The organism is Pseudomonas sp. NPDC089752 (genome assembly GCF_044748725.1).
Lineage (GTDB): Bacteria > Pseudomonadota > Gammaproteobacteria > Pseudomonadales > Pseudomonadaceae > Aquipseudomonas.
In genome coordinates, this window is sequence record NZ_JBIVGP010000007.1 from 369,545 (window position 1) to 391,258 (window position 21,714).

Genomic DNA, 21,714 nt, shown 5'->3' on the forward strand with positions numbered 1-21,714 from the left:
CCCCCGGATCGCGGGAGTCAGGTCCGTGAACCTCGTAAAACAAAGCCCACTGCTCGCACAGTGGGCTTCTACGGTCAGCTATTTAGTCACGCAGTTACTGAGGGGAGACTTCGGTCTTCGGCTTGCCGAAGTGCCATTCGTAGACCACGAACTTGAAGTCTTTCAGGTCGCCCTTCTCGTCGTAGGACAGGTCGCCGGTCGGGGTCTTGAAGGTGCCTTTGTGAAGCTCGGCCGCCACTTTTTCAGTGTCTTCGGACTTGGCAGCCTTGATGCCTTCAGCAATCAGCTGGACGGCCGAGTAGGCCGGGAACACGAATGGGCCGCTTGGGTCTTTGCCGTCAGCTTTGATGGCGTCGACGATGGCCTTGTTCGCAGGGTCGGCGTCGAACGATTTCGGCAGGGTGACCAGCAGGCCTTCGGAGGCGTTCTGGGCGATCTGCGAAATGGAGTCGTTACCCACGCCTTCCGGGCCCATGAACTTGGCCTTCAGGCCTTTTTCCTGAGCCTGGCGCAGGATCAGGCCCAGCTCCGGGTGGTAGCCGCCGTAGTAGACGAAGTCGACGTTGTTCTGCTTGAGCTTCTGGATGATCGAGGAGAAGTCCTTGTCACCGGCGTTCAGGCCTTCGAACACGGCAACCTTGGTGCCTTTGCCTTCCAGGGTCTGCTTGACCGCAGTGGCGATGCCTTCACCGTACTGCTGCTTGTCGTGCAGAACGGCAACGACCTTCGGCTTGACGTGGTCGGCGATGTAATTGCCGGCGGCTGGGCCTTGAGCGCTGTCCAGGCCGATGGTGCGGAAGATCAGCTTGTAGCCACGGGCGGTGATTTCCGGGCTGGTGGCAGCCGGGGTGATCATGATCACGCCTTCGTCTTCGTAGATGTCGGACGCAGGCTGGGTAGAGCTGGAGCACAGGTGGCCGATGACGTATTTGACGCCGTCGTTGACCACTTTGTTGGCGACTGCCACGGCCTGTTTAGGGTCGCAGGCGTCGTCGTATTCCTTGGCTTCAAGCATTTTGCCATCGACGCCGCCCTTGGCGTTGATGTCCTTGATGGCCTGTTTGGCGCCGATGAACTGCATGTCGCCGTACTGGGTCACAGGACCCGTCTTCGGACCGGCGATGCCGATCTTGATGGTATCGGCGGCAAACGAATGGCTGGCTACCCCGGCCAGAACCATTGCGGCGAACAGCTTGGAAATCTTGATCATAGTGCTCCACTCATTCTGTTGTAATTCTTATAGTCCTGGCGGCCAGGGCTACAGACCGGGCGGGATATGCGGCACGGCCATGCCATGCTGCATGCCCACCTTCCCCCGGAACATGTCCCGGAACTGTACCGGTACAGTGTAGAGCGCTGTCCGAGCGCTTGAAAAGCGGGCGAAAAGTGTCTATTTCCAGGGTTGTCGCATGATCGACACAAAGATACAGAAAAGCGCCATCAATTCGCCTGCATCTCGGCCCCACCCCACGCATTCTGGGCCGATCGATCAAATTACTTATTTGAAACCAGGTTTTTCTGCAAAAATACCGGGCTTTTGAATAGCGGATTTTTGCGGGTAAAAACCCATGACTGATCAAACAAGCACCCTCTATGCCAAATTGCTCGGCGAGACGGCAACTATCGAATGGAAAGCGTTGGAGCGTTTCTGGGCCAAGGGTGACCTGATTTGGGTCGACCCCAGCCTGGACCTGATCGAGGTAGCGGCTGCAATGGCCGAGAATCGTAGCGAGATCTTCGCCAAGTGGCGCAGTGATGGCACCGTCGGCGCAGTTACCACAGAGCAAGCGCTCGACCTGCAAACCCGCGATCCAGAGATCTGGGCGGTGGTGGTTTCACCGTTCATCGTGATTCAGGTGAAAAGTGACAAGCAGGCCTGATTGATTTTGGTGCGCAAAAATGCGCAGCCGCCCCATTCTGGTGCTCGAAGACGTTCAGGTGGGTGGAGGTAGGTAACAATTCGGCGTGGCGGTAACAGTTTACGGGATGCGTAATGGGGCCGCAGAGCGGCTCTTTATCAAAGATCGAGTTAACCTGGAGTCGTTGATGAGCACTGCACTACCTTCGCTTGGATTCGCCGGCATTGGCCTGATGGGCCTGCCGATGTGCCGGCGCCTGCTGGCCGCGGGTTACCCGCTGACGGTGTGGAACCGCAGCCCGGAAAAGTGCGCTGACCTGGTCGCCGCTGGCGCACGGCTGGCCGCTAGCCCAGCCGAGTTGTGCCGCGGCAGCGAAATGGTGCTGCTGTGCCTGGCCGACACGGCCGTGGTGCGCGAAGTGGTGTTCGGTGAGCAAGGTATCGCCCAGGGTGGGCGCAGCGGCCAGTTGCTGATCGACTTCTCCAGCCTGGAACCGACCGCTACCCGCGAAATGGCCGCCGAGCTGGCCGCGCTGTGTGGCATGGCCTGGCTGGATGCGCCGGTGTCCGGCGGCACACCGGGCGCCGAGGCCGGCACCTTGGCGATCATGGTCGGCGGCGAGGCGGCCAACCTGCAGCGTGCGCGCCCGGTCCTGCTCACCCTGGGCCAGCGGGTCACGCACATGGGCGGGGTGGGAGCGGGGCAGGTGACCAAGGCCTGCAACCAGATGATCGTTGCCTGTAATGCGCTGGTGATCGCCGAAGTCGTGGCGCTGGCCGAACAATCAGGGGTGGATGCGACACTGATCGCCGAAGCCCTGGCCGGTGGTTTTGCCGACTCCAAGCCGTTGCAGATCCTCGCGCCGCAGATGGCCGAGAGCCGTTTCGAACCGATCAAGTGGCACGTGCGTACGCTGCTCAAGGACCTCGACGGGGCGGTCAAGTTCTCCCGCGAACAGGGCACGGCGACGCCGCTCAGTGGCCTCGCCGCGCAACTGATGCGCTTGCACGGTAGCCAGGGCTATCTGCAAAAAGATCCGGCGACCCTGGTAGAGCTGTATCGTAACAAGCGCTGAACGCGGCTTCCTGGCGGTCGAGCCGATCCAGGATCGGCCGCAGCTCCGCCAGCGGCACCGGGCGGCTGAGCAGATAACCCTGCAGGTAGTCGCAGCCATGGGCGGCCAGGAATTCGTGTTGCTCGACGGTTTCCACGCCTTCGCTGACCACTTGCAGGTGCAGGGTATGGGCCATGGCGATGATGGCCTGAACGATCTCGCGGTCCTTCAGGCTGCCTGGCACGTCCTGCAGAAAACTGCGGTCGATCTTCAGCACATCGAGCGGCAGGCGTTTGAGATAGGCCAGCGATGAATACCCGGTGCCGAAGTCATCGATCGACAGGCTGACGCCCTGGCTGCGAATGCGTTTGAGCAGGCTGACGGTGCGCTGAATGTCGCCCATCAGGGCGTTCTCGGTCACTTCCAGTTCCAGATGCCTTGGCGCAAGGCCCGCCTGTGCCAAGGCCATTTCCACTTCGGTGGGCAGTGCTTCATGGCCCAGGGTCACCGCTGAGCAATTGACCGTGAGCTTGAGGCTGGCAAACCCATGGCGATGCAGTTGTGCCAGGTCCTCGCAGGCATGGCGCAGAACCCACAGGTCGAGATCGACGATCAGGCCGTTAGCCTCGGCGATGCCGATGAAGCGGTCCGGGCTTAGCAGGCCATGCTGCGGATGCTGCCAGCGCACCAGCGCCTCGAGTTTGGCCACCTGGCCACTGTGCAGGTCGAAAATCGGCTGGTAGTGCACGCGCAAGCCCCGTTCTTCGAGCAAGGCGATGCGCAGTTCTTCTTCCAGCTGCAGTTCGAGGGTGGCGCGGCTTTTCAGGCCACTGCTGAAGAAATGCAGGCTGTTGCGCCCACTGCCCTTGGATTGGTAGAGCGCAAGGTCGGCGTGCTTGAGCAGTTCTTCGGCGTTCAGGCCATCGTCGGGGTAGATGCTGATGCCGATGCTGGTGGTCATGACCATACGCCGGCCATTGAGGTCGATCGGGTCCTTCATGCGCTGCATGATCCGCTGGGCCAAATGGCGCGCCTCGTCCGGGCCTTGCAGGCTGGTGACCACGCAGAACTCGTCGCCGCCAAAGCGCGCCACCAGGTCCTGGCTGCGCGTGGCCGCCTTGATATGGCTGGCGATGACCTTGAGCAGTTGGTCGCCGGCGTCATGCCCGAGGCTGTCGTTGATGCGCTTGAAGTGGTCGATATCGAGGAACATCACCGCCAACCGATGCTCGGCGGGGTCCAGCTCAGCCAGGCGTTCGGCGAACACCTGGTTGAAGCCGCGACGGTTGACCAGGTTGGTCAGCGCGTCGTAGTGGGCCGCCTGCTGCAGCGAGGCACGCGCCTGGTCGAGTTGGCTCAGCAATACGCCATAGCGGCGCAGGTCGTCTTCCTTGCTTTGCAGCTTCTTGTCGGCCAACGCGGCGCTGATGCTGCTGCCGCTGACCAGCAAGGTGATGAAGGCGACGGTCAGCCCCAGTTGCAGGCTGTTGTCGCCTGAAGGCAGGCTCAGTGCCGTATCGGCCGGGATCACCAAGGTCATGGCGGCCATGGCGGTGAAATGCGTGGCGACGATGCCGCTGGCCATCAACAGGCTTGCGCCGTATTTCATGGCCTGGTGCAGCCGGCCGCTGCCGTTGCGGAAGTAGCGCGCCAACAGCAGCGCGGCCAGGCTGGCCAGCAGGGCGATGGCGGCGCTCGCCAGCAGCAGGCCGGTCTGGTAGTACTGCTGGGCGCCCGTCTTCAGCGCCGCCATGCCGACGAAGTGCATCATCACGATACCCAGGCCGATCAGCAGGGCGCTCTGCAGGTAATGCTGCGGGCCCATCTGCTCGCGATCGAGGCTGCTCATCGCCATCCACGCCACGAACAGGGCAATCAGCAGTGACAGGCCGGTCAGCGAGACGTCGTAGTGCATCTCGACCGGTGCCTGGAATGCCAGCATGCTGATGAAGTGCATGGCCCAGATGCCGCCCGCCAGGCAGCAGGCACCGAGCATGCGCCACTGCCGGCGCGCGGCGGGGTGTTCGCTATGGGATTGACGTTCGGCCATGTCGAGGGTGGCGAAGCAGGCGGCGCTGGCCACGGCGAACGCGATCAGAATCAATAGCGGCTCATGCCGGCAATCGATGATGATCTGCCCGCTGGCCGGCAATTCGGAGAACAGTTGCAGTCCCAGCCATTCCATTGCTTGCCCCATGGTCGAGTAGGCACCGGTCTCCGATCGATCCCCAGGAGACTGTTCAGAAAGCAGTATAGAAACGGGTGTTTAAACCTTCCTGAATAATGGCGCTTTGATTGCAACGATTTGGTTATCTCATCAATAGCGGTGAGGCATAAAAAAGGGAGGCCGGTGGCCTCCCTCGATCACTGCACGAACGTCAGCCCGCAACCAGTACGCGGATCGCCTCCAGGCGCAGGGCTGCTTTTTCAAGCATCGCCAGGCCATCTTCACGCTGCTTGCGCAGGGCGTCGATTTCGCTGTCACGCACGCTCGGGTTGACGGCCTTGAGCGCAGTCAGGCGTGCCAGTTCTTCGTCGGCCTCGGCGGCGAGGCGACGCTGCGCCTCGGCCACACGCTCGACGTGGGCCGGCATGATTTTCGCCTCACCGCCACTGATGCGCTGGGCCAGCACGTCACGCTGGGCCTGGACGAACTTGTTGGCGCTGGCACGCGGCACGCTTTCGAGCTGGTCGTTGAGCGTCTCGAACGCCACGCGCGAAGCCAGGTCGTTGCCGTTGGTATCGAGCAGGCAACGCAGCGCCGCTGGCGGCAGGTAACGGCCCAGTTGCAGGCTGCGTGGCGCCACGACTTCGCTGACGAACAGCAGTTCGAGCAACACGGTGCCAGGCTTGAGGGCCTTGTTCTTGATCAGCGCGACAGCGGTGTTGCCCATCGAGCCGGACAGCACCAGGTCCATGCCGCCCTGCACCATCGGGTGTTCCCAGGTGAGGAACTGCATGTCCTCGCGCGACAGCGCCTGGGCACGGTCGTAGGTGATGGTCACGCCTTCGTCGTCGCCCAGCGGGAAGCTGGCGTCGAGCATCTTCTCGCTCGGCTTGAGGATCAGGGCGTTTTCCGAATGGTCTTCGCTGTCGATGCCAAAGGCGTCGAACAGGGTTTCCATGTAGATCGGCAGGGCGAACTGGTCGTCCTGTTCGAGAATGGCCTCGACCAGCGCCTGGCCCTCGCCGGCACCACCGGAATTGAGCTCCAGCAGGCGGTCGCGACCGCTGTGCAGCTCGGCCTCGAGGCGCTCGCGCTCGCCTTTGGCCTCGTCGACCAATGCGTCCCAGGCCTTGCTGTCACCGCCTTCGAGCATCGGCAGCAGGCGTGGGCCGAACTGATGCTGCAGGGCGTTGCCGGTCGGGCAGGTATTGAGGAAGGCGTTGAGGCCTTCGTGGTACCACTGGAACAGGCGCTCTTGCGGGCCGTCCTGCAGGTACGGGATGTGCAGCTGAATAATGTGCTTCTGACCGATCCGGTCAAGGCGGCCGATGCGCTGTTCCAGCAGATCAGGGTGAGCCGGCAGGTCGAACATCACCAGGTGATGGGCAAACTGGAAGTTACGGCCTTCGCTGCCGATCTCGGAGCAGATCAGCACCTGGGCGCCGAACTCTTCGTCGGCGAAGTAGGCGGCTGCGCGGTCGCGCTCGAGGATGCTCATGCCTTCATGGAACACCGACGCAGGGATGCCCGAGCGCACGCGCAGGGCGTCTTCCAGGTCCATGGCGGTTTCGGCGTGGGCGCAGATCACCAGGACCTTCGTGCGCTTGAGCATCTTCAGGGTATCGATCAGCCAGTCGACCCGTGGGTCGAAGCGCCACCAGCGCTCATCGTCGCTGACCTCGCCTTGCGCCTGGAAGGCGACTTCAGGGTACAGCTCGGCATGTTCGCCAGCCGGCAGCTCGCGGTACTGTTCCGGCAAGGCCAGCGGGTAAGGATGCAGCTGGCGCTCGGGGAAGCCCTGGATCGCCGCGCGGGTGTTACGGAACAGCACGCGGCCGGTGCCGTGGCGGTCGAGCAGTTCACGGATCAGGCGCGCGCTGGCCTGGGTGTCACCGTCGCTGACCGCAGCCAGCAGGGCCTCGCCTTCGGCACCCAGGAAGCCCTGTATGGTGGCGTGGGCTTCGGGCGACAGACGACCTTCGTCGAGCAGTTCCTGCACCGCTTCGGCCACCGGGCGATAGTTTTCGCTCTCGGCGCGGAAGGCGGCCAGGTCGTGGAAACGATTGGGGTCGAGCAAACGCAGGCGGGCGAAGTGGCTGTCCTGGCCAAGCTGCTCGGGGGTGGCGGTGAGCAGCAGCACACCTGGGATGACCTGGGCCAGTTGCTCGACCAGGCCGTATTCGGCGCTGACCTGGTCTTCGTGCCAGACCAGGTGATGCGCCTCGTCGACCACCATCAGGTCCCAGCCGGCGGCGAACAGCGCGTCCTGGGCCTTTTCATCATCCACCAGCCACTCCAGGGCGACCAGCGCCAACTGGGCATCCTCGAACGGGTTGCTGGCATCGCTTTCGATGAAGCGTTCGGCGTCGAACAGCGCTACCTGCAGGTTGAAGCGCCGGCGCATTTCCACCAGCCACTGGTGCTGGAGGTTTTCCGGGACCAGGATCAGCACGCGGTTGGCGCGCCCGGTCAGCAACTGGCGGTGGATGACAAGGCCCGCTTCGATGGTCTTGCCCAGGCCCACTTCGTCGGCCAGCAGTACCCGCGGTGCGCTGCGGTCGGCCACTTCGCGGGCAATGTGCAGCTGGTGGGCGATGGGTTGCGCGCGGCAGCCACCCAGGCCCCACAACGACGACTGGACCTGCTTGCTGGTGTGCTGCAGGGTGTTGTAGCGCAGGCTGAACCAGGCCAGCGGGTCGATCTGGCCGGCGAACAGGCGGTCGCTGGCCAGGCGGAACTGGATGAAGTTCGACAGCTGGGTTTCAGGCAGGGTGCGCGGCTGGTTCTGGCCATCCAGGCCGTGATAGACCATCAGCCCGTCGACGTCTTCGACCTCGCGGACCGTCAGCTTCCAGCCTTCGAAGTGGGTGATCTGGTCACCTGGGGCGAAGCGCACGCGGGTCAGCGGCGCATTGCGCAGGGAATACTGGCGGGTGTCGCCAGTGGCCGGGTAGAGCACGGTCAGCAAGCGGCCATCCTGGGCCAGGATGGTTCCCAGGCCGAGCTCCGCTTCGCTGTCACTGATCCAGCGTTGCCCCGGTTGATACTGCTGCGCCATACTGCCTGAACTCCCGCGATGAAAAAGCCGGCTATGTTAACGGATAGGCCGGGCAGACCATAGAGAAGAAGTCCAAAGAGTCTAGCTGTTTCATCGCAGATCACCGTCTTGCCGACGAGGGCTACGGACGCCATGCCGCTCAAGCACCGCTGGTTGAATGCCTCCCTGGCCGCGAGCAGCCTCGTGCTGCTGGCCGCCTGTGAACAGAAAAACTTTGAAAACCTTCCGCCGATTCCGGTCGAGCAGCTCGAGGTATTGGGCGTGCAGACACCGATCAAGAGCGTGCACTTTCGTGACCGCGACGGCGAAGGCTTGCTGGTGCTCAGCCGCAGCGATGGCCAGGCGGTGGATGCCGAGTCCGAGCAGGAAGTCGACAAGGTGGTGCTCAAGGCCACGCTCTATGGGCGTGCGAACGAGCGTGACGGCTTCAAGCCGCGCTGGCAGATCGAGCAGGAGACCACCTGCCCGGGCCTGGACCTGGATGTCGACTTCTATACCGATGTCAGCGATGTCGGCGACCTGAACAAGGACGGAATCGCCGAAGTGACGGTGGCCAGCCATGCCTTCTGTGGCGGCGGTATCGACCCGCACGACATCGCCATCGAGCTGCGCGAGGGCCAGGCCAGCTACACCATTACCGGCCAATCGCTGATAACTCCGGCCGGCGAAGAGCCGATCGGTGGCGAACGTGAAGACAGCGCCTCGCTGAAGAACGCGCCGCCGGTGCTGCGCGAGCATCTGGATGCGGTGTGGCAGCAGGTTTACAAGCGCCCCTGGAGCGAGGCCAGCACGCCGAGTAATGACGACCCGGACGACGAAGCCGAATAGCCGCTGTCTATACTGGCAAGGCGCGGCCAGGGGTGGCCGCGCATTCTTGCCTTCGACGCTCAAGCTGGCTAAAGGACGGCCGATACAGTGGGCACAGGAGAATTTCCATGTTGCCGCCGATCATTCCGCTCAGTGCCGCCCCCGTGACCTCGCAGCAGGACCCGGTCAAACCGACGCCCGACATCAAACCGGTGGTCTCTGCGCAGCCGTCTTCAAATGAAAGCGCCATCGACCTCAAGCAGCAGCGCGATCCGCAGGAGCAGGCCCTGCTGCTGCGTGATGAGCAGCGCCGCCAGCAGCAACGGCGCAACAACAAGGGCGATGAAGAGCGCTACAGCGCCGTGCCCGGTGATGAAGTGAACGCCGACAACACCGTGCCGGTGGCGCCGTTGATGGGCGAGCACCCGCGCCAGGGCCTGCTGGTCGATATCGAAGTGTGAGGCAGGGCTGGTCAGCGCTGGCGCATGGCTTCATCATGCAGGTCTCCGTTGACCGTCGAGCCCACCCATGAGCCAAGACAACCTCATCGACTTCGATGCCGAACGCGCCAAGCGCGTCCACGACCTCAAGGAAAAGCGCCTGAACGAAGTGCGCCAGGCGTTCGAGCAAGCCATGCCGCTGGGCAAGGCAAAGAAAAAGAAGCCCAAGAGCAAACCCAAGAAGCGCTGAAACTTGACGCAGGTCAACCCTGCGCCCGCCCCGCGTGCCCGGCCTCGGGCACCATTGACCTCGATCAATTTCCCCCGCCCTCGACTTCGTTACCTTGCATCCATCGGACAACGGCAAACGAAACGGGAGGCCAACATGTTCTTCGACAATGTAGTTATCGCTGGCGTGGTAACGGTCGGATTGATGTTCGCATTCTTTGCCGGTCTGGGCATTTTCATCTGGAAGGACTCGAACAAGCGCAAGCCGCGCTGACCTTCCAGGTTCATGGGCACGCAAGGCATTTAGGGCGACTTCGGTCGCCCATTTTTTTGTCTGATGGTTTTGTGTTGGCTGGCCCGCCTGCGAAGAGGCCGAACAATAAAGATGATTAGCTAGCTAATTATTCATTGACGCATTATCCTGCCGTCCATTGTCTATCGTTTAACTGACCATCCCCCGCAAGGTCCGATTCGTGCCGATCACCCTCCAGGCCCTGTTCGCGCCCAGCAGCCTCGCCCTGAAATTCGCCATCAAGACCCTGCTAGGTGGTGGGTTGGCGTTGTGGCTGGCCATGCGCTGGGGGCTGGAGCAGCCCGCCTGGGCATTGATGACCGCGTTCATCGTCGCCCAGCCGCTGTCGGGCATGGTGGTGCAAAAGGGGCTCGCGCGGCTGGCCGGAACACTGGTCGGGACCTGCATGTCGGTGCTGTTCATCGGCCTGTTCGCTCAAACCCCCTGGCTGTTCCTCATCACCCTGGCGTTGTGGCTGGCCCTGTGCACGGCGGCCTCGACGCAACTGCGCAGTGCCTGGGCCTATGCCTTCGTGCTGGCCGGATATACCGCAGCCATCATCGCCTTGCCCGCCATCGCCCACCCGCTGCAGGTATTCGACCAGGCGGTGGCGCGCTGCACCGAAATCTGCCTGGGGATCTTCTGCGCCACCGCCACCAGCGCCTTGCTCTGGCCGATGCGGGTCGAGCAGCAACTCGCCGGCCAGGCGCGTCAGGCCTGGCAGAACGGCTTGCAGGCGGCCAGTGCCATGCTCGGCGGCGAGGACGAAGCCCGTAAAGGCCTGTTGGAGATCCTCGGGCGCATCGTCGCCATCGATACCCAGCGTGAACACGCCTGGTTCGAGGGGGCGCGCGGGCGGCAACGGGCCAGGGCCATTCGCGGCCTGAGCCAGAAGCTGATGGTGCTGTTGCGCATTTCGCGCTCGGTGCGCCGTCAATGGCAGCAGCTCGATGAGCGTGAGGCCTTGCGCCTTGCCCCTTGGCTGGAAGAAGTTCGCGCCCAGTTGGCCAAGCCCGATCAGCCGAGCCTGCTGCTGTTGCGCCAGCGCATCTGGGGCGCCGCGCAAGATGAGCAGATCAGCTCGGACGAACACTTCTGCCTGGCCCGCATGGCCTTGCTGCTGGATTACGCCATGGCTGCCACCCAGGCGCTGGATGATGTGGAGGCGGGCAGGGCGCCCAAGGATGGCGGACAAGGCCTGGCAGCCCACCGCGACTGGTCGCTGGCGTTGCTGTTCGGCTCGCGCAGCGCATTGGCGTTTTTGGTGATGAGTGGCTTCTGGCTGGCCACCGCCTGGCCGTCCGCACCCGGTGGCCTGGTCTTGACCTGTGTGGTCTGCAGCCTGTTCGCCAGCCGTGAAAATGGCGCGCAGATCGGCCTGAGCTTTTTGCGCGGTATCTGCCTGGCGATCCCCGTGGCCTTGCTGGTCGGGCAGATCCTCCTGCCGCAGTGGAGCAGTTTTGCCATGCTCTGCCTGGGCATGGGCGTGCCCCTGTTCTTCGGCGCTCTGGGCATGGCTCACCCGCGCACAGGGGCCACGGCCACCTCCTATTGCCTGCATTTCATCGTCCTGGTGTCACCGCTCAATGCCATGCAGTTCGGTGTGGCGACGATGCTCAACAGTGCCCTGGCCATGCTGGTGGGCGTGGGCGCCGCGGTCATGGCGTTCCGCCTGTTGGTGTTCCGCCACCCGCGCTGGCTCGGCCGGCGCCTGCGGGCCGCGACCCAGAGCGACCTGGTACGCCTGACCCGGCGCGATCTGCGCGGTGCCGACAGCTGGTTTGGCGGGCGCATGGCCGACCGTCTGATGCAACTGGCGCGACAGGCCAGCGAGCTGCCCGAGGCGGAGCGTAAACGTTGGGACGATGGCCTGCACGGGCTGGATATCGGTGATGAACTGGTGCATTTGCGCATGTGCCTGGCCGTCGCCCAGGCGCCATTGGCCGCTGCCGAACGTGAATACCTGCAGCAAGTGGAATCGGTTTTGGCCAAGGGGCCGGCGGCCGGGCGTGGACAACACCTGGATGCCGCCAGCGAGCAATTCATCGCCGCCCTCCAGCGCCAGCCGCCGAGTGATCCACTGCGCCTGGCCCAAGGGGCGGTGCTGCAGTTGCAGAAGAGCTGGAACAGGTGGTGCCGCTGGCAGGAGGAAGCCCATGGGGTTGCGTGAGTGGGCATTGGGCGGCGTGCTGCTCAGCCCTTTTCTGATCTACGTGTTGATGGCGCTGGTGCTCACCGGCCTGTTGCGCTTCGTGGTCCAGGCCACGCCGTTGGGGCGCTGGATCTGGCACGAAGCCTTGTTCGACGCGGCGTTGTTCGTTTGTGTGCTGTACCTGGTAGTCCGCCTGCTGGGGCCTTTGTAAGGAGTGATTGAATGCGTGCAGTCGTGCGTACCCTGGTGACCCTGTGCGTCGTCGCCATTGCCGTTCTGGCCGGCTACAAACTCTGGCAGTACTACATGCTCACGCCTTGGACGCGTGATGCACGGGTGCGTGCCGATGTGGTGGTGATCGCGCCTGACGTGGCGGGCTGGGTGCGCGAACTCAAGGTGCAGGACAACCAGCAGGTCAAGGCCGGCGACCTGCTGATGAGCATCGATCGCGAACGCTTCCAGGCGGCGTTCGATCAAGCCAGTGCCGTGGCCGAAACACGTACCCAGCAGTTGCACTTGCGCGAGCGGGAAGCGGCGCGGCGCACGGCATTGGGGCCCGAGGCGATCAGTGCCGAGCTGCGCGAAAACGCCCAGATCAATGCCGCTGTCGCCCGGGGTGAGTTGCATGAAGCTCAAGCCCAGTTGCAGGTGGCGAAGATCAATCTGGCACGCAGCGAAGTGCGCGCGCCGCGTAGCGGGCATATCACCAACTTGCGCCTGGCCCAGGGCAACTATGTGAACGCTGGCGAATCGGTGATGGCCCTGGTGGATGATTCGACGTTCTATATCCAGGCCTACTTCGAGGAGACCAAGCTGCCGCGCATCCGCGTGGGCGATTCGGTGACGGTCTGGCTGATGGGGGCGGGGGAGGCGATGCAAGGCCATGTGGAAAGCATCAGCCGGGGCATCACCGACAGCAACAGCAACCCGGACAGCCAGCTGTTGCCTGTGGTCGAACCTACCTTCAACTGGGTGCGCCTGGCGCAACGGATACCCGTGCGGATTCGGCTGGACCACGTGCCAGAGGGCATGAACCTGAGTGCGGGAATGACAGCCAGTGTTCAGGTGCATGAGGATGCACCTGAACAGTGAAGCCGCGGCCGCTGGATTTCAGAGGAACATCCCGCCGGACACTTCCAGACGCTGACCGGTAATCCAGCCATTGCCGTCCTCCAGCAGCAGGGCAATCGCCGCGCCGATATCATCCGGCAACCCCACCCGGCCCAAGGCCGTGTTGCCAGCAATGAAGTCATTGACCTGCTGGTTGTCGCGAACAACGCCGCCACCGAAATCAGTCTCGATCGCCCCCGGTGCCAGGATATTCACCCGAATGCCGCGTGCACCGAGTTCCTTGGCCTGATAGCGGGTCAGCACCTCCATCGCGCCTTTCATGGCTGCATAGGCGGCATACCCGGGCAGGGCGAAACGCGCCAGCCCGGAAGAGATATTGACGATGCGCCCGCCATCGACCAGCAGCGGCAGCATCCGCTGGGTCAGGAAGAACGGACCCTTGAGTTGAATATTCATCAGCTGGTCGAACTGCGCTTCGCTGGTTTCGCTGAAGGGCACGTTGAGGCCGATGCCGGCATTGTTCACCAGGAAATCGAAACGCTCCCTGCCGAAGTGTTGCCGCAGGGTTTCGCTCAGGCGCTCGGCAAAGCTGGCAAAACTGCTGCTGTCGCTGACGTCCAGCTGCAGCATGGCGGCTTTGGCGCCAGCTCGTTCCAGGCTTTCGGCCACGGCCTGTGCTTCGTCGGCTTTGGAGTGGTAAGTGCCAATAACGTCGATACCGCGGGCGGCCAGGTGTTCGGCGGCGTTACGGCCCAAGCCGCGGCTGGCGCCAGTGATCAAGGCAATTTTGCGAGTCATGTTGAATCCCTCATGGGTGGTGATGGGCACAGGTTATTGATCGTCGTAATGCTGTTAAATCCAGCAAAAATGGAAATACTGTTCGCTTGAGCCGAACAGTCGGGGGTAAGGGATGAACAAGCTGGAACTGCTGCGCACCTTCGTTCGGGTGAGTGAGGTCAGTAGCTTCACGATTGCCGCCGACAGCCTTGGCTTGCCGCGTTCGACCGTGTCGGAGCAGGTAAGGGCATTGGAGCAGCTGCTTGGCACGCGCCTGTTCAACCGCACCACGCGGCGCGTGCACGCGACCCAGGACGGCACTTTGCTGTACGAACGCAGCAAGGATTTGCTGTCGGGCATGGACGAAATCGAGAGCTTGTTCCGCGCCGACGATGCCGAGTTGGCCGGTTGCCTGCGCGTGGATATGCCGACGATGATGGCCCGGCGCGTGATCATCCCGGCCTTGCCGGAGTTTCTTCAGCGCTTCCCCAAGCTGGAGGTGGAGATCAGCTGTACTGACCGCCAGGTCGAGTTGTTGCGTGAAGGTTTCGACTGCGTGATGCGCATCGGCGCACTCAGCGACTTGGACGTGGTGGCCCGGCCGGTTGGGCAATTGAGCATGCGCAATTGCGCCAGCCCCGCTTACCTGGCCCGCTACGGCGTGCCGCAAACCCTCGAAGACCTGGCCAGGCACCGTTTGGTCCATTATGTGCGCAACCTGGGCGCACGCAGCGCGGGGTTTGAATATCATCGCGATGGGCAGCTGTGCTTCCAGGCCATGGAAGGCGCTGTGACGGTGAATAACGCCGAGGCCTACTCAGCCGCCTGCCTGGCGGGCCTGGGGTTGATTCAAGTGCCAGCAGTCGGTGTGGCCGAGCACCTGGAGCGGGGCGAGCTGGTGGAGGTACTACCGAGCTGGCCCGCTGCGGCGATGCCGGTGTCCTTGCTGTACGCCCGCCAACGTCATGTGCCACGCCGGGTCCAGGCATTCATGAACTGGCTGAGCGGCGTGCTCGCGTCGCAGGTCGACGCTTAGGGTTGGTGGCAAATCGAAGGGCATTTACGCTACCCTGGCCCGACGCGTTGCCCACCAGAGGCGACCGTTGCCCGCCTGGCGTGCGTCACTTCCATTCATTTGCGAGGTTACGTCATGGCCATCACATCACAGGACATCTGCAACGCCGCCGATCAGCTCAAAGGGTTCGTCGGTTTTCATGGCAAGCGCGGGGTCCACATCGTGCGGTTTTCCGAGGACGCGTTCGGCATGGACGTGGCTGACGAAAGCATCACCCCGTGCAGCGAATTCGTCTGGCGGCCCGATCAGGGCGCGCACATGGCTTTGTGCCGTGAGCGCCTGGCGCTGCTGCTGGAGCAGCATGTGGATGATCGGCTGAATATTGCCGAGGCTTTACGCATCTACCTGCGGCGTGGTGATTTGCCGGAGATCGTTGCCGAGCGGTCTTTGCGCTGAACCCAGGGCCACGCGACAGGCTTAGAGCGCATCGGCAGAGCGATCTGGCCTGTCCTGCAATAGTTGTTCGAAGGCCTGTTTGTCCAACGGGCGACTCAGGAAATAGCCCTGGACTTCATGGCAATTGTCGACCTCCAGCGTCTTGAGCTGTTGCTCGGTCTCGACCCCTTCCGCCGTCACGGTCAGCCCCATGGCCTCGCCCAGGTTGATGATCGCCTGCACCACCGCGCGGTCACTGCTGCTGGGGTTGCCGAGCCCGGCGATGAAGCGTTTGTCGATCTTGATACTGTCGAACGGATAGGTGCGCAGGTAACCCAGCGATGAATAGCCGGTGCCGAAATCATCCATGTTAAGGCGCACGCCCAGCTCCTTGAGCGCTTGCATTGTGCCCAGGGCGCCTTCGATGTCGTTGAGCATGACGTTTTCGGTAATCTCCAGTTCCAGGCGCTGGGCAGGGAAGCCGCTTTCCAACAGGATTTCACCTACATCGGCCACCACATCGCTGCGCAGGAACTGAGCCGGTGACAGGTTCACCGATACCAGCAACTGCTCAGGCCAGCCCAGGGCGCTGCGGCAGACTTCGCGCAGCACCCAGCGGCCCAGCGTAACGATCAGGTCGCTCTGTTCGGCCAGGGGGATGAAGGTGTCCGGGCCGAGCAGGCCTTCCTGTGGGTGTTGCCAACGCACCAGCGCTTCTACCGAGACGATGCGCAAATCGTCCATGCGATAGCGGGGCTGGTAATACAGCACGAACTCATTGTTCCTCAGCGCTCGGCGAAGGTCGTTCTCCAGTTGGCGGCGATACTGGATCTGCTGATTCATCTCGGCGGCGAAGTAACGCCAGGTGTTCTTGCCGTCGGCCTTGGCTTGATAAAGGGCGATATCGGCGCAGCGGATCAGCTCGCCGGCATCGAAGCCCTGAGTGCGAGTCTGGGCGATACCCAGGCTCGCACCCACATGCAGCGGCTGGTCTTCGAAAAGGATGGGCTGCTGCAGCAGTTCGATCAGACGCTTGCTCAAGCGGTCGATTTCGCTGCGGTTGTCCATGCCTTCAAGCACCAGGACGAATTCATCGCCGCCCAGTCGGGCCACCAGATCACCGTCGCGGGTGGTATCGCGCAGGCGCGCGGCGACCTCCTGCAGCACGGCATCGCCAGCGGCGTGGCCAAGGGAGTCGTTGATCGGCTTGAAGTTGTCCAGGTCGAGCAACAGCAACGTCAATGGCGGCGAGTCACTGCCGCGTAGCAGGGCTTGCTCCAGGTGGCGGGCGAGTTTGTTGCGGTTGGCAAGCCCGGTCAGGGGGTCGTGCAGTGACAGGTGCTGGATGCGCGCATGGGCGGCGACCTCATCGGTGATGTCGCTGGCGGTGCCGCGAAAACCGGCGAGCTTGCCGTCAAAGACAATCGCTCGTGCCGAAACCCTGCAATAGCGGTTCTGGCCGTTGTGATCACGGTAGGCACAGCGCAGGTTGGCCGGTTGTTCCGAATCAGCCTCGGCCTGAGCATCCAGCCAGGGTGAAAGGGGCGTGGTGTCGCAACTGAGGAGCTGGTTGATCGGTTGCCCAAGCCAGTCTTCGACCTGATCGCCGGTGACCCGGACGAAACGTTGCGAAAGGTAGGTCAGCCGCTGTTGGCGGTCGGTTTCCCAGATCCAGTCGGAGGCTGCCTCGGCCACGGCGCGAAAGCGTTGTTCACTGGCCTCCAGGGCATGGTTGCTCTGCTGCAGGTGTTGCAGGCTCAGGTCGATGGCGCGGGAACTGCGCAGGGCATGACGAATCAAGTACAGCATCACCAGGCCCAGTACCAGCAGCGCGCAGAGCAAGGGCGGCAGCACGGCCCATAGCAGTTGCCGGCCTGGGAGCGGGCTGCTCCATGCCAGGTGATAACCGGTGTCGCCCAGGGCGATCTGCTCTTGCCCGTGCTCGCCCACCGCGTCCTTTTCAATGTGCATCTGCGCAAGGCCGGCTCCTGCGCCAAGATGGGCAAGTTTGTCTTCGGTAAGTTGATCGACGAACAGCATGACCGGCGCCTGGCTGACCTCCCCGGCGGTTACATCCCGGTCGGGGCGCACGGCGGCGGCGCTGAGTACGGCCGGCCAGCCGTTGAACAGAACGAAGCGTGTGACCTGTTCGCGTGCGCTGGCAGCGCCTCGGGCTTGGGCGATGATCGTCGGTAAGGGGGCGTCGATGAAACTGCCGGCATCAGATTCGGTGGGGTTGCCCTTGAACAAGGCATAGGTGGTGCGCTGGTCGTCGACGACGAATACGCCTTCGTAGCCACTGGCGCTGTACAGCGACTCGCCGACATTCTTTTCCTGGTAGGCCCATTGCCAGTCGACCTTGCCTGCCAGGTGCTCATAGGCCGCGTCCCACACCGCGTAGCTGGAGAGGAACTGGCGCGCAGCCTGCAAGCGTTGCTGCAGCGCCTGGTTGGCATGGAAGGCGCTGCGCTGCCGTTCCTGTTGATCCAGCGAAGCGGCAATATTGAACAGCGCACCCAAGGTAACCAGGCAAGCCAGGCCGAACACGGCACAAAAACCGCTGATCAACGGCCGGATGGGTAAGCGAGGGGTGGGGCTGGCGGGCGTTAGGCTGGCGTTCCTGGCCATACACAAGCGACTCCTTCATGAGCTGCCGCCCCCCGCCGGACAATCAGCGAGGAGATTCAGTCAGGATAGGCCAGCTTGAGCGCCGTGACCTCGCCATGGGCGAAATTGATCTGATCGCGACCCTGCCGCTTGGCGCTGTAGAGCGCCTTGTCGGCCTGGTCCAGCCAGTGTTCGGGGGACTCCAGGCCCGGGTGGAAGGCGGACAAGCCGATACTCAGGCTGATCCGCAGGTGTGGCAGCTGCGGGTTGCGGTAGCTGGCAACGCGCTCGCGCAGGCGCTCCATGGCCTGGCACGCCTGTTCCTCGCTGGTGCCTGGCAGGATCACGCAGAACTCGTCGCCGCCGTAGCGGCCCGCTTGGTCGCCTTCTCGCAAATTGCGTTGGAGCTCGGCGCTCAACTGGCGAAGTACGCAGTCGCCGACCACATGGCCAAAGGTGTCATTGATGGTCTTGAAATGGTCGATATCGATCAGGGCAATCACCGCCGGCGCCTGTTGCTGCAGGCATGCCTGGAACTTCAGCAACAGCATGTCCTTCCAGGCCCCGTGGTTGAGCAGGCCAGTCAGGCTGTCGGTCTGGCTCAGGGCGCTGAGGCGGCGCTTGTGCTCGGCAAGCTTGATTGCCAGGCGGTAGCACACCCAGCCCAGGGCCAGGGGATACAGGGTCAGCATTGGCAGGCAGGCGTAGATCTGCAGCGGCGTGGCATCCAATTGCAAGCCGGTGCCCAGCAACAGGCTGGCCAGCAGCATACCGACCAGTTGCGCCACCAGCCCTTGGGCGACCATCCGCCTGCCCCCGGCGGCCACGTTGTTCATGGTCATCATCGACAGCACGGTGACGGTGGGGAGGGGGTTGAAGTGCATGGCCGCGGTCCAGAAACCGCCCATCAGCGAATCCAGCAGCAGGTTGCGTTGCTCCGCCTGAAAGGGCGCCGTCGAACGCTTCGCCCACTGGTAAGCCAGATGCGGCCAGAGCAGGCCGTTGAACAGCAGTGCACACCAGATCCAGATAGGTGGCGACAGCGGTGCGACGGCTGCGGCTACGCTCAAAAGGCCAATCCCTAAGCCGATGATGCGCGGCAGGTAGATGCGTTTGACGAAAGAAAGTCCCTTGCCGCTGCGGTTGTCCATCATGGTCGTCGTCTTCTGCTGGTGCGCCGTTTATCGCATAAATAACGTGAATATTGTTCAACAGACTGTCATCGACGAAAAATGACCTTACAAGCCAATTCACGGTTGGCGCGATCACTGTGGGGTAACATGAAGGCTTTCCTCTTGCTTGGAGTGCTGCTGCTCATGATGCCCATGGCTAACCCCGCCGGCGAGCCGGCGCCACAGCGGGACGGACGTTTTCACAACCAGGCCAGCTTGCCCCAGGATGGCGTGCTCAAAAAGCTGCGCATCGGCCTGAAATATCTGTTTTTGCGCAAACCCCCCGAAACACGGCCAGCTGCGGCCATCAGCCTGCAGCCGATGACACGCCAGCAGGTCCTCGATGCCCCCGACCACAGCCTCTGGCGCCTCGGCCACTCCACGGTACTGCTCAAACTGCGCGGGCGCTTCTTCATTACCGACCCGGTGTTTTCCGAGCGCGCCTCGCCAGTGCAATGGGCCGGGCCGCAGCGCTTCCATGCGCCGCCGCTGGCGCTGGATGAGTTGCCCCCGCTGGCCGCGGTCATCCTCTCGCACGATCACTTCGACCACCTCGACGAACACGCCATCCGCTACCTGGCGTCGCGCACGGAGCGTTTTCTGGCACCGCTTGGGGTGGGCGACCTGCTGATCGAGTGGGGGGTGCCAGCGGATAAGGTCACCCAACTGGACTGGTGGCAGGAGAGCCAAGTCGACGGTGTGCGTTTCGTGGCCACGCCGGCCCAGCACTTTTCCGGGCGCGGGTTGTTCGACAGCAACCGCACGTTATGGGCTTCGTGGGTGATCATGGATGAGCAGCTGCGGGTGTTCTTCAGCGGAGACACAGGCTACTTCGATGGCTTTCGTCAGATCGGTGAGCGTTATGGGCCGTTCGATCTGACCTTGATCGAAACCGGTGCCTACAACCTGGCCTGGCCCAACGTGCACATGCAGCCTGAGCAGAGTCTGCAAGCGCACCTCGATTTGCGAGGGCGCTGGATGCTGCCGATTCATAATGGCACCTTCGACCTGTCCATCCACGGTTGGCAAGAACCGTTTGAGCGCATCGTGGCTTTGGCGGCTGCCGCGCAAGTTCGGCTCAGCACACCGCAGATGGGCGAGCGGGTCAGCCTCGATTCGCCCCATGAGGGGCAGAACTGGTGGCAGCCACGTCCAGCCCGTGGGCGGGGTAGCGCGACTGAGCGTGCGGTGGCGGCGCGCTGACCTTCAGCGCTTTTCATCTCGTGGGCGAGGGGAGGGCTGTTTGTCTTCCTTTAATAGCTGCGAAGGTGGCTTGCCGCTGTCGCTGCGCACTTGGGCATGGCTGATCAAGGCGAAGATGAAGCTGCCGCCGATGATGTTGCCGGCCAGAGTAGGCAGGGCGAACTCCAGCCAGAAGCTGCGCCAGGTTTCGTCGCCGGCCCAGACCAGGTAGGAAACCTCTACCGAACCGACGACTATATGAGTGAAGTCGCCGAGGGCCATCAGGTAGGTGATCATCAGGATGATCCAGATCTTGGCGTGCTCCATGGAGGGGATCATCCACACCATGGTGGCGATCATCCAGCCCGAGACGATACCTTTGGCGAACATCTGGCTGATGTCGTTTTTCATCACCTTGCGGCCGACCTCGAGAAAGGCGACATCGGTCTTGCTGTCGAAGATCGGCAGTTCGAGCATGACCCAGGCCACCAGCAAGGTGCCGGCCAAATTACCCAGCAGCACCACGCTCCACAGGCGCAACAGGCGCCCCAGGTTGGCCAGAGTGGGTGTGGTCATGACGGGTAGCACGGCCGTCAGCGTGTTCTCGGTGAACAGTTGCTGGCGCGCCAGGATCACGGCAAGGAAACCCGCGCTGTAGCCGATACTGGCAACCACCTGGGCACTGTCGCCTTCAGGCAGGCGGGCATAGAAGAGCCCCATGGCCATTAATGAAAGGCCCATGGTGAGGCCTGCTGCCAAAGCTGACCACCACAGTGCCGCAAGGGTGCGCTCCAGCTCCTGATCGCCCTGGTAGCGGATGATCTCATGCAATACTGCCGCGCGCGGTGGCTGGTTATGGCTGACTTCCTTTTCCTCATCCGCCGACAGGCCGGGGGTCTTCTCGCTCTGTGCATCGCTCATGACCGGTGCCTCCACGGTTCGTTTCTTTACAGAGCGACAGTTCATGCATTTAGTTGCCGAGCGGCTGCAAAATCCAGGTTGAAAGTTTTTTAGATCAAGGTGTTGACTCAAATTTCAAAGCGCGTATTATTCGCCTCCTCGCAGCGTTGAACGCGACGAGACAGTCGGTAAGTGTTTGAGGTTAAAGGCTTTTGAAAGAAAGCTGGTTCAAAAAACTTCAAAATAAACGCTTGACAGGCTCTGAGGAAAGCGTAGAATGCGCGCCTCGGTTGAGACGAAAAGCTCTTAACCAAACGCTCTTTAACAAATTGAATCAAGCAATTCGTGTGGGTGCTTGTGAGTATGGACTGATAGTCAAAAAGATTATCAGCATCACAAGTGACCATGCGAGAAATCACATAGTCATTTGAGATTGCTGAGCCAAGTTTAGGGTTTCTTAAAAACCCAAGCAGTATTGAACTGAAGAGTTTGATCATG

19 protein-coding genes and 1 pseudogene are annotated in these 21,714 nt (G+C 62.4%); 12 read left to right on the forward strand and 8 right to left on the reverse strand.

The features are described from left to right. Positions 1 to 94: 94 nt before the first annotated feature. Positions 95 to 1,210 carry a branched-chain amino acid ABC transporter substrate-binding protein gene (locus tag ACIPZF_RS14820; protein ID WP_400800535.1) on the reverse strand — a complete coding sequence of 372 codons (1,116 nt, stop codon included), beginning with the start codon at positions 1,208 to 1,210 and terminating at the stop codon, positions 95 to 97. Between the two features lie 358 nt (positions 1,211 to 1,568). Here ACIPZF_RS14820 and ACIPZF_RS14825 point away from each other — a divergent pair, with 358 nt between their 5' ends. Next, positions 1,569 to 1,880: a DUF2288 domain-containing protein gene (locus ACIPZF_RS14825; protein WP_400800538.1), complete on the forward strand. Its 312-nt coding sequence runs from the start codon at positions 1,569 to 1,571 to the stop codon at positions 1,878 to 1,880. A gap of 166 nt (positions 1,881 to 2,046) precedes the next feature. Further along, positions 2,047 to 2,934: an NAD(P)-dependent oxidoreductase gene (locus ACIPZF_RS14830; protein WP_400800541.1), complete on the forward strand. Its 888-nt coding sequence runs from the start codon at positions 2,047 to 2,049 to the stop codon at positions 2,932 to 2,934. Here ACIPZF_RS14830 and ACIPZF_RS14835 read toward each other — a convergent pair. Continuing rightward, on the reverse strand, positions 2,834 to 5,098 hold the full coding sequence (locus ACIPZF_RS14835) for a putative bifunctional diguanylate cyclase/phosphodiesterase (RefSeq protein ID WP_400800544.1): 2,265 nt from the start codon (positions 5,096 to 5,098) through the stop codon (positions 2,834 to 2,836). The genes ACIPZF_RS14830 and ACIPZF_RS14835 overlap by 101 nt on opposite strands. Before the next feature lie 193 nt (positions 5,099 to 5,291). Next, positions 5,292 to 8,138 (reverse strand): RNA polymerase-associated protein RapA, encoded by a 2,847-nt coding sequence (rapA, locus tag ACIPZF_RS14840; RefSeq protein WP_400800546.1) that lies wholly within the window; start codon positions 8,136 to 8,138, stop codon positions 5,292 to 5,294. Positions 8,139 to 8,270: 132 nt separating this feature from the next. Between rapA and ACIPZF_RS14845 the strand changes: the two genes are divergently transcribed. The 7 genes from ACIPZF_RS14845 (at position 8,271) to ACIPZF_RS14875 (ending at position 13,149) form a co-directional block, all read left to right on the forward strand. Then, positions 8,271 to 8,966: a M949_RS01915 family surface polysaccharide biosynthesis protein gene (locus tag ACIPZF_RS14845; RefSeq protein WP_400800549.1), complete on the forward strand. Its 696-nt coding sequence runs from the start codon at positions 8,271 to 8,273 to the stop codon at positions 8,964 to 8,966. Between the two features lie 107 nt (positions 8,967 to 9,073). Further along, positions 9,074 to 9,406, forward strand: a complete 333-nt coding sequence (locus ACIPZF_RS14850; protein ID WP_400800551.1) for an aspartate-semialdehyde dehydrogenase — start codon at positions 9,074 to 9,076, stop codon at positions 9,404 to 9,406. 67 nt (positions 9,407 to 9,473) lie between these two features. Beyond that, positions 9,474 to 9,635, forward strand: a complete 162-nt coding sequence (locus tag ACIPZF_RS14855; protein WP_012313081.1) for a hypothetical protein — start codon at positions 9,474 to 9,476, stop codon at positions 9,633 to 9,635. Between the two features lie 135 nt (positions 9,636 to 9,770). Next, positions 9,771 to 9,887, forward strand: a complete 117-nt coding sequence (ccoM, locus tag ACIPZF_RS14860; RefSeq protein WP_008097462.1) for a cytochrome c oxidase subunit CcoM — start codon at positions 9,771 to 9,773, stop codon at positions 9,885 to 9,887. Between the two features lie 199 nt (positions 9,888 to 10,086). After that, the gene (locus ACIPZF_RS14865; protein ID WP_400800554.1) at positions 10,087 to 12,075 is read left to right on the forward strand and encodes an FUSC family protein; all 1,989 of its coding nucleotides are present in this window, start codon (positions 10,087 to 10,089) and stop codon (positions 12,073 to 12,075) included. Beyond that, positions 12,062 to 12,268: a DUF1656 domain-containing protein gene (locus tag ACIPZF_RS14870; protein WP_400800557.1), complete on the forward strand. Its 207-nt coding sequence runs from the start codon at positions 12,062 to 12,064 to the stop codon at positions 12,266 to 12,268. Before ACIPZF_RS14865 ends, ACIPZF_RS14870 begins: the two co-directional genes overlap by 14 nt. An 11-nt stretch (positions 12,269 to 12,279) precedes the next feature. Beyond that, complete coding sequence (locus ACIPZF_RS14875; protein ID WP_400800560.1) at positions 12,280 to 13,149, forward strand: efflux RND transporter periplasmic adaptor subunit; 870 nt, start codon at positions 12,280 to 12,282, stop codon at positions 13,147 to 13,149. 18 nt (positions 13,150 to 13,167) lie between these two features. Here the strand turns inward: ACIPZF_RS14875 and ACIPZF_RS14880 are convergent, their stop codons facing one another. Further along, a complete protein-coding gene (locus ACIPZF_RS14880) occupies positions 13,168 to 13,926 on the reverse strand; it encodes an SDR family NAD(P)-dependent oxidoreductase (protein WP_400800562.1) in 759 nt (252 codons plus the stop codon). 112 nt (positions 13,927 to 14,038) lie between these two features. Here ACIPZF_RS14880 and ACIPZF_RS14885 point away from each other — a divergent pair, with 112 nt between their 5' ends. Together ACIPZF_RS14885 and ACIPZF_RS14890 are read left to right on the forward strand one after the other, a co-directional pair. Beyond that, complete coding sequence (locus tag ACIPZF_RS14885) at positions 14,039 to 14,941, forward strand: LysR substrate-binding domain-containing protein (RefSeq protein ID WP_400800565.1); 903 nt, start codon at positions 14,039 to 14,041, stop codon at positions 14,939 to 14,941. A 114-nt stretch (positions 14,942 to 15,055) separates the two neighbouring features. Next, on the forward strand, positions 15,056 to 15,376 hold the full coding sequence (locus tag ACIPZF_RS14890) for a DUF2025 family protein (protein WP_400800567.1): 321 nt from the start codon (positions 15,056 to 15,058) through the stop codon (positions 15,374 to 15,376). Positions 15,377 to 15,397: 21 nt separating this feature from the next. Here the strand turns inward: ACIPZF_RS14890 and ACIPZF_RS14895 are convergent, their stop codons facing one another. Continuing rightward, a complete protein-coding gene (locus tag ACIPZF_RS14895) occupies positions 15,398 to 17,983 on the reverse strand; it encodes an EAL domain-containing protein (RefSeq protein ID WP_400800570.1) in 2,586 nt (861 codons plus the stop codon). 56 nt (positions 17,984 to 18,039) lie between these two features. Then, a complete protein-coding gene (locus ACIPZF_RS14900) occupies positions 18,040 to 19,113 on the reverse strand; it encodes a diguanylate cyclase (RefSeq protein ID WP_400800603.1) in 1,074 nt (357 codons plus the stop codon). A 129-nt stretch (positions 19,114 to 19,242) separates the two neighbouring features. Between ACIPZF_RS14900 and ACIPZF_RS14905 the strand changes: the two genes are divergently transcribed. Continuing rightward, positions 19,243 to 20,337 (forward strand): MBL fold metallo-hydrolase, encoded by a 1,095-nt coding sequence (locus tag ACIPZF_RS14905; protein ID WP_400800573.1) that lies wholly within the window; start codon positions 19,243 to 19,245, stop codon positions 20,335 to 20,337. 3 nt (positions 20,338 to 20,340) lie between these two features. Here ACIPZF_RS14905 and ACIPZF_RS14910 read toward each other — a convergent pair whose 3' ends face one another. Beyond that, the gene (locus ACIPZF_RS14910) at positions 20,341 to 21,237 is read right to left on the reverse strand and encodes a formate/nitrite transporter family protein (protein WP_400800576.1); all 897 of its coding nucleotides are present in this window, start codon (positions 21,235 to 21,237) and stop codon (positions 20,341 to 20,343) included. A 107-nt stretch (positions 21,238 to 21,344) separates the two neighbouring features. Then, positions 21,345 to 21,714: pseudogene (locus ACIPZF_RS14915) on the reverse strand (hypothetical protein); the annotation flags it as partial.

Bases quoted from the DNA above. Each gene is read 5' to 3' on its own strand.
- ACIPZF_RS14820 (WP_400800535.1), bottom strand. From the start codon at position 1,210: ATGATCAAGATTTCCAAGCTGTTCGCCGCAATGGTTCTGGCCGGGGTA.
- ACIPZF_RS14825 (WP_400800538.1), top strand. From the start codon at position 1,569: ATGACTGATCAAACAAGCACCCTCTATGCCAAATTGCTCGGCGAGACG.
- ACIPZF_RS14830 (WP_400800541.1), top strand. From the start codon at position 2,047: ATGAGCACTGCACTACCTTCGCTTGGATTCGCCGGCATTGGCCTGATG.
- ACIPZF_RS14835 (WP_400800544.1), bottom strand. From the start codon at position 5,098: ATGGAATGGCTGGGACTGCAACTGTTCTCCGAATTGCCGGCCAGCGGG.
- rapA (WP_400800546.1), bottom strand. From the start codon at position 8,138: ATGGCGCAGCAGTATCAACCGGGGCAACGCTGGATCAGTGACAGCGAA.
- ACIPZF_RS14845 (WP_400800549.1), top strand. From the start codon at position 8,271: ATGCCGCTCAAGCACCGCTGGTTGAATGCCTCCCTGGCCGCGAGCAGC.
- ACIPZF_RS14850 (WP_400800551.1), top strand. From the start codon at position 9,074: ATGTTGCCGCCGATCATTCCGCTCAGTGCCGCCCCCGTGACCTCGCAG.
- ACIPZF_RS14855 (WP_012313081.1), top strand. From the start codon at position 9,474: ATGAGCCAAGACAACCTCATCGACTTCGATGCCGAACGCGCCAAGCGC.
- ccoM (WP_008097462.1), top strand. From the start codon at position 9,771: ATGTTCTTCGACAATGTAGTTATCGCTGGCGTGGTAACGGTCGGATTG.
- ACIPZF_RS14870 (WP_400800557.1), top strand. From the start codon at position 12,062: ATGGGGTTGCGTGAGTGGGCATTGGGCGGCGTGCTGCTCAGCCCTTTT.
- ACIPZF_RS14875 (WP_400800560.1), top strand. From the start codon at position 12,280: ATGCGTGCAGTCGTGCGTACCCTGGTGACCCTGTGCGTCGTCGCCATT.
- ACIPZF_RS14880 (WP_400800562.1), bottom strand. From the start codon at position 13,926: ATGACTCGCAAAATTGCCTTGATCACTGGCGCCAGCCGCGGCTTGGGC.
- ACIPZF_RS14885 (WP_400800565.1), top strand. From the start codon at position 14,039: ATGAACAAGCTGGAACTGCTGCGCACCTTCGTTCGGGTGAGTGAGGTC.
- ACIPZF_RS14890 (WP_400800567.1), top strand. From the start codon at position 15,056: ATGGCCATCACATCACAGGACATCTGCAACGCCGCCGATCAGCTCAAA.
- ACIPZF_RS14895 (WP_400800570.1), bottom strand. From the start codon at position 17,983: ATGGCCAGGAACGCCAGCCTAACGCCCGCCAGCCCCACCCCTCGCTTA.
- ACIPZF_RS14900 (WP_400800603.1), bottom strand. From the start codon at position 19,113: ATGGACAACCGCAGCGGCAAGGGACTTTCTTTCGTCAAACGCATCTAC.
- ACIPZF_RS14905 (WP_400800573.1), top strand. From the start codon at position 19,243: ATGAAGGCTTTCCTCTTGCTTGGAGTGCTGCTGCTCATGATGCCCATG.
- ACIPZF_RS14910 (WP_400800576.1), bottom strand. From the start codon at position 21,237: ATGAGCGATGCACAGAGCGAGAAGACCCCCGGCCTGTCGGCGGATGAG.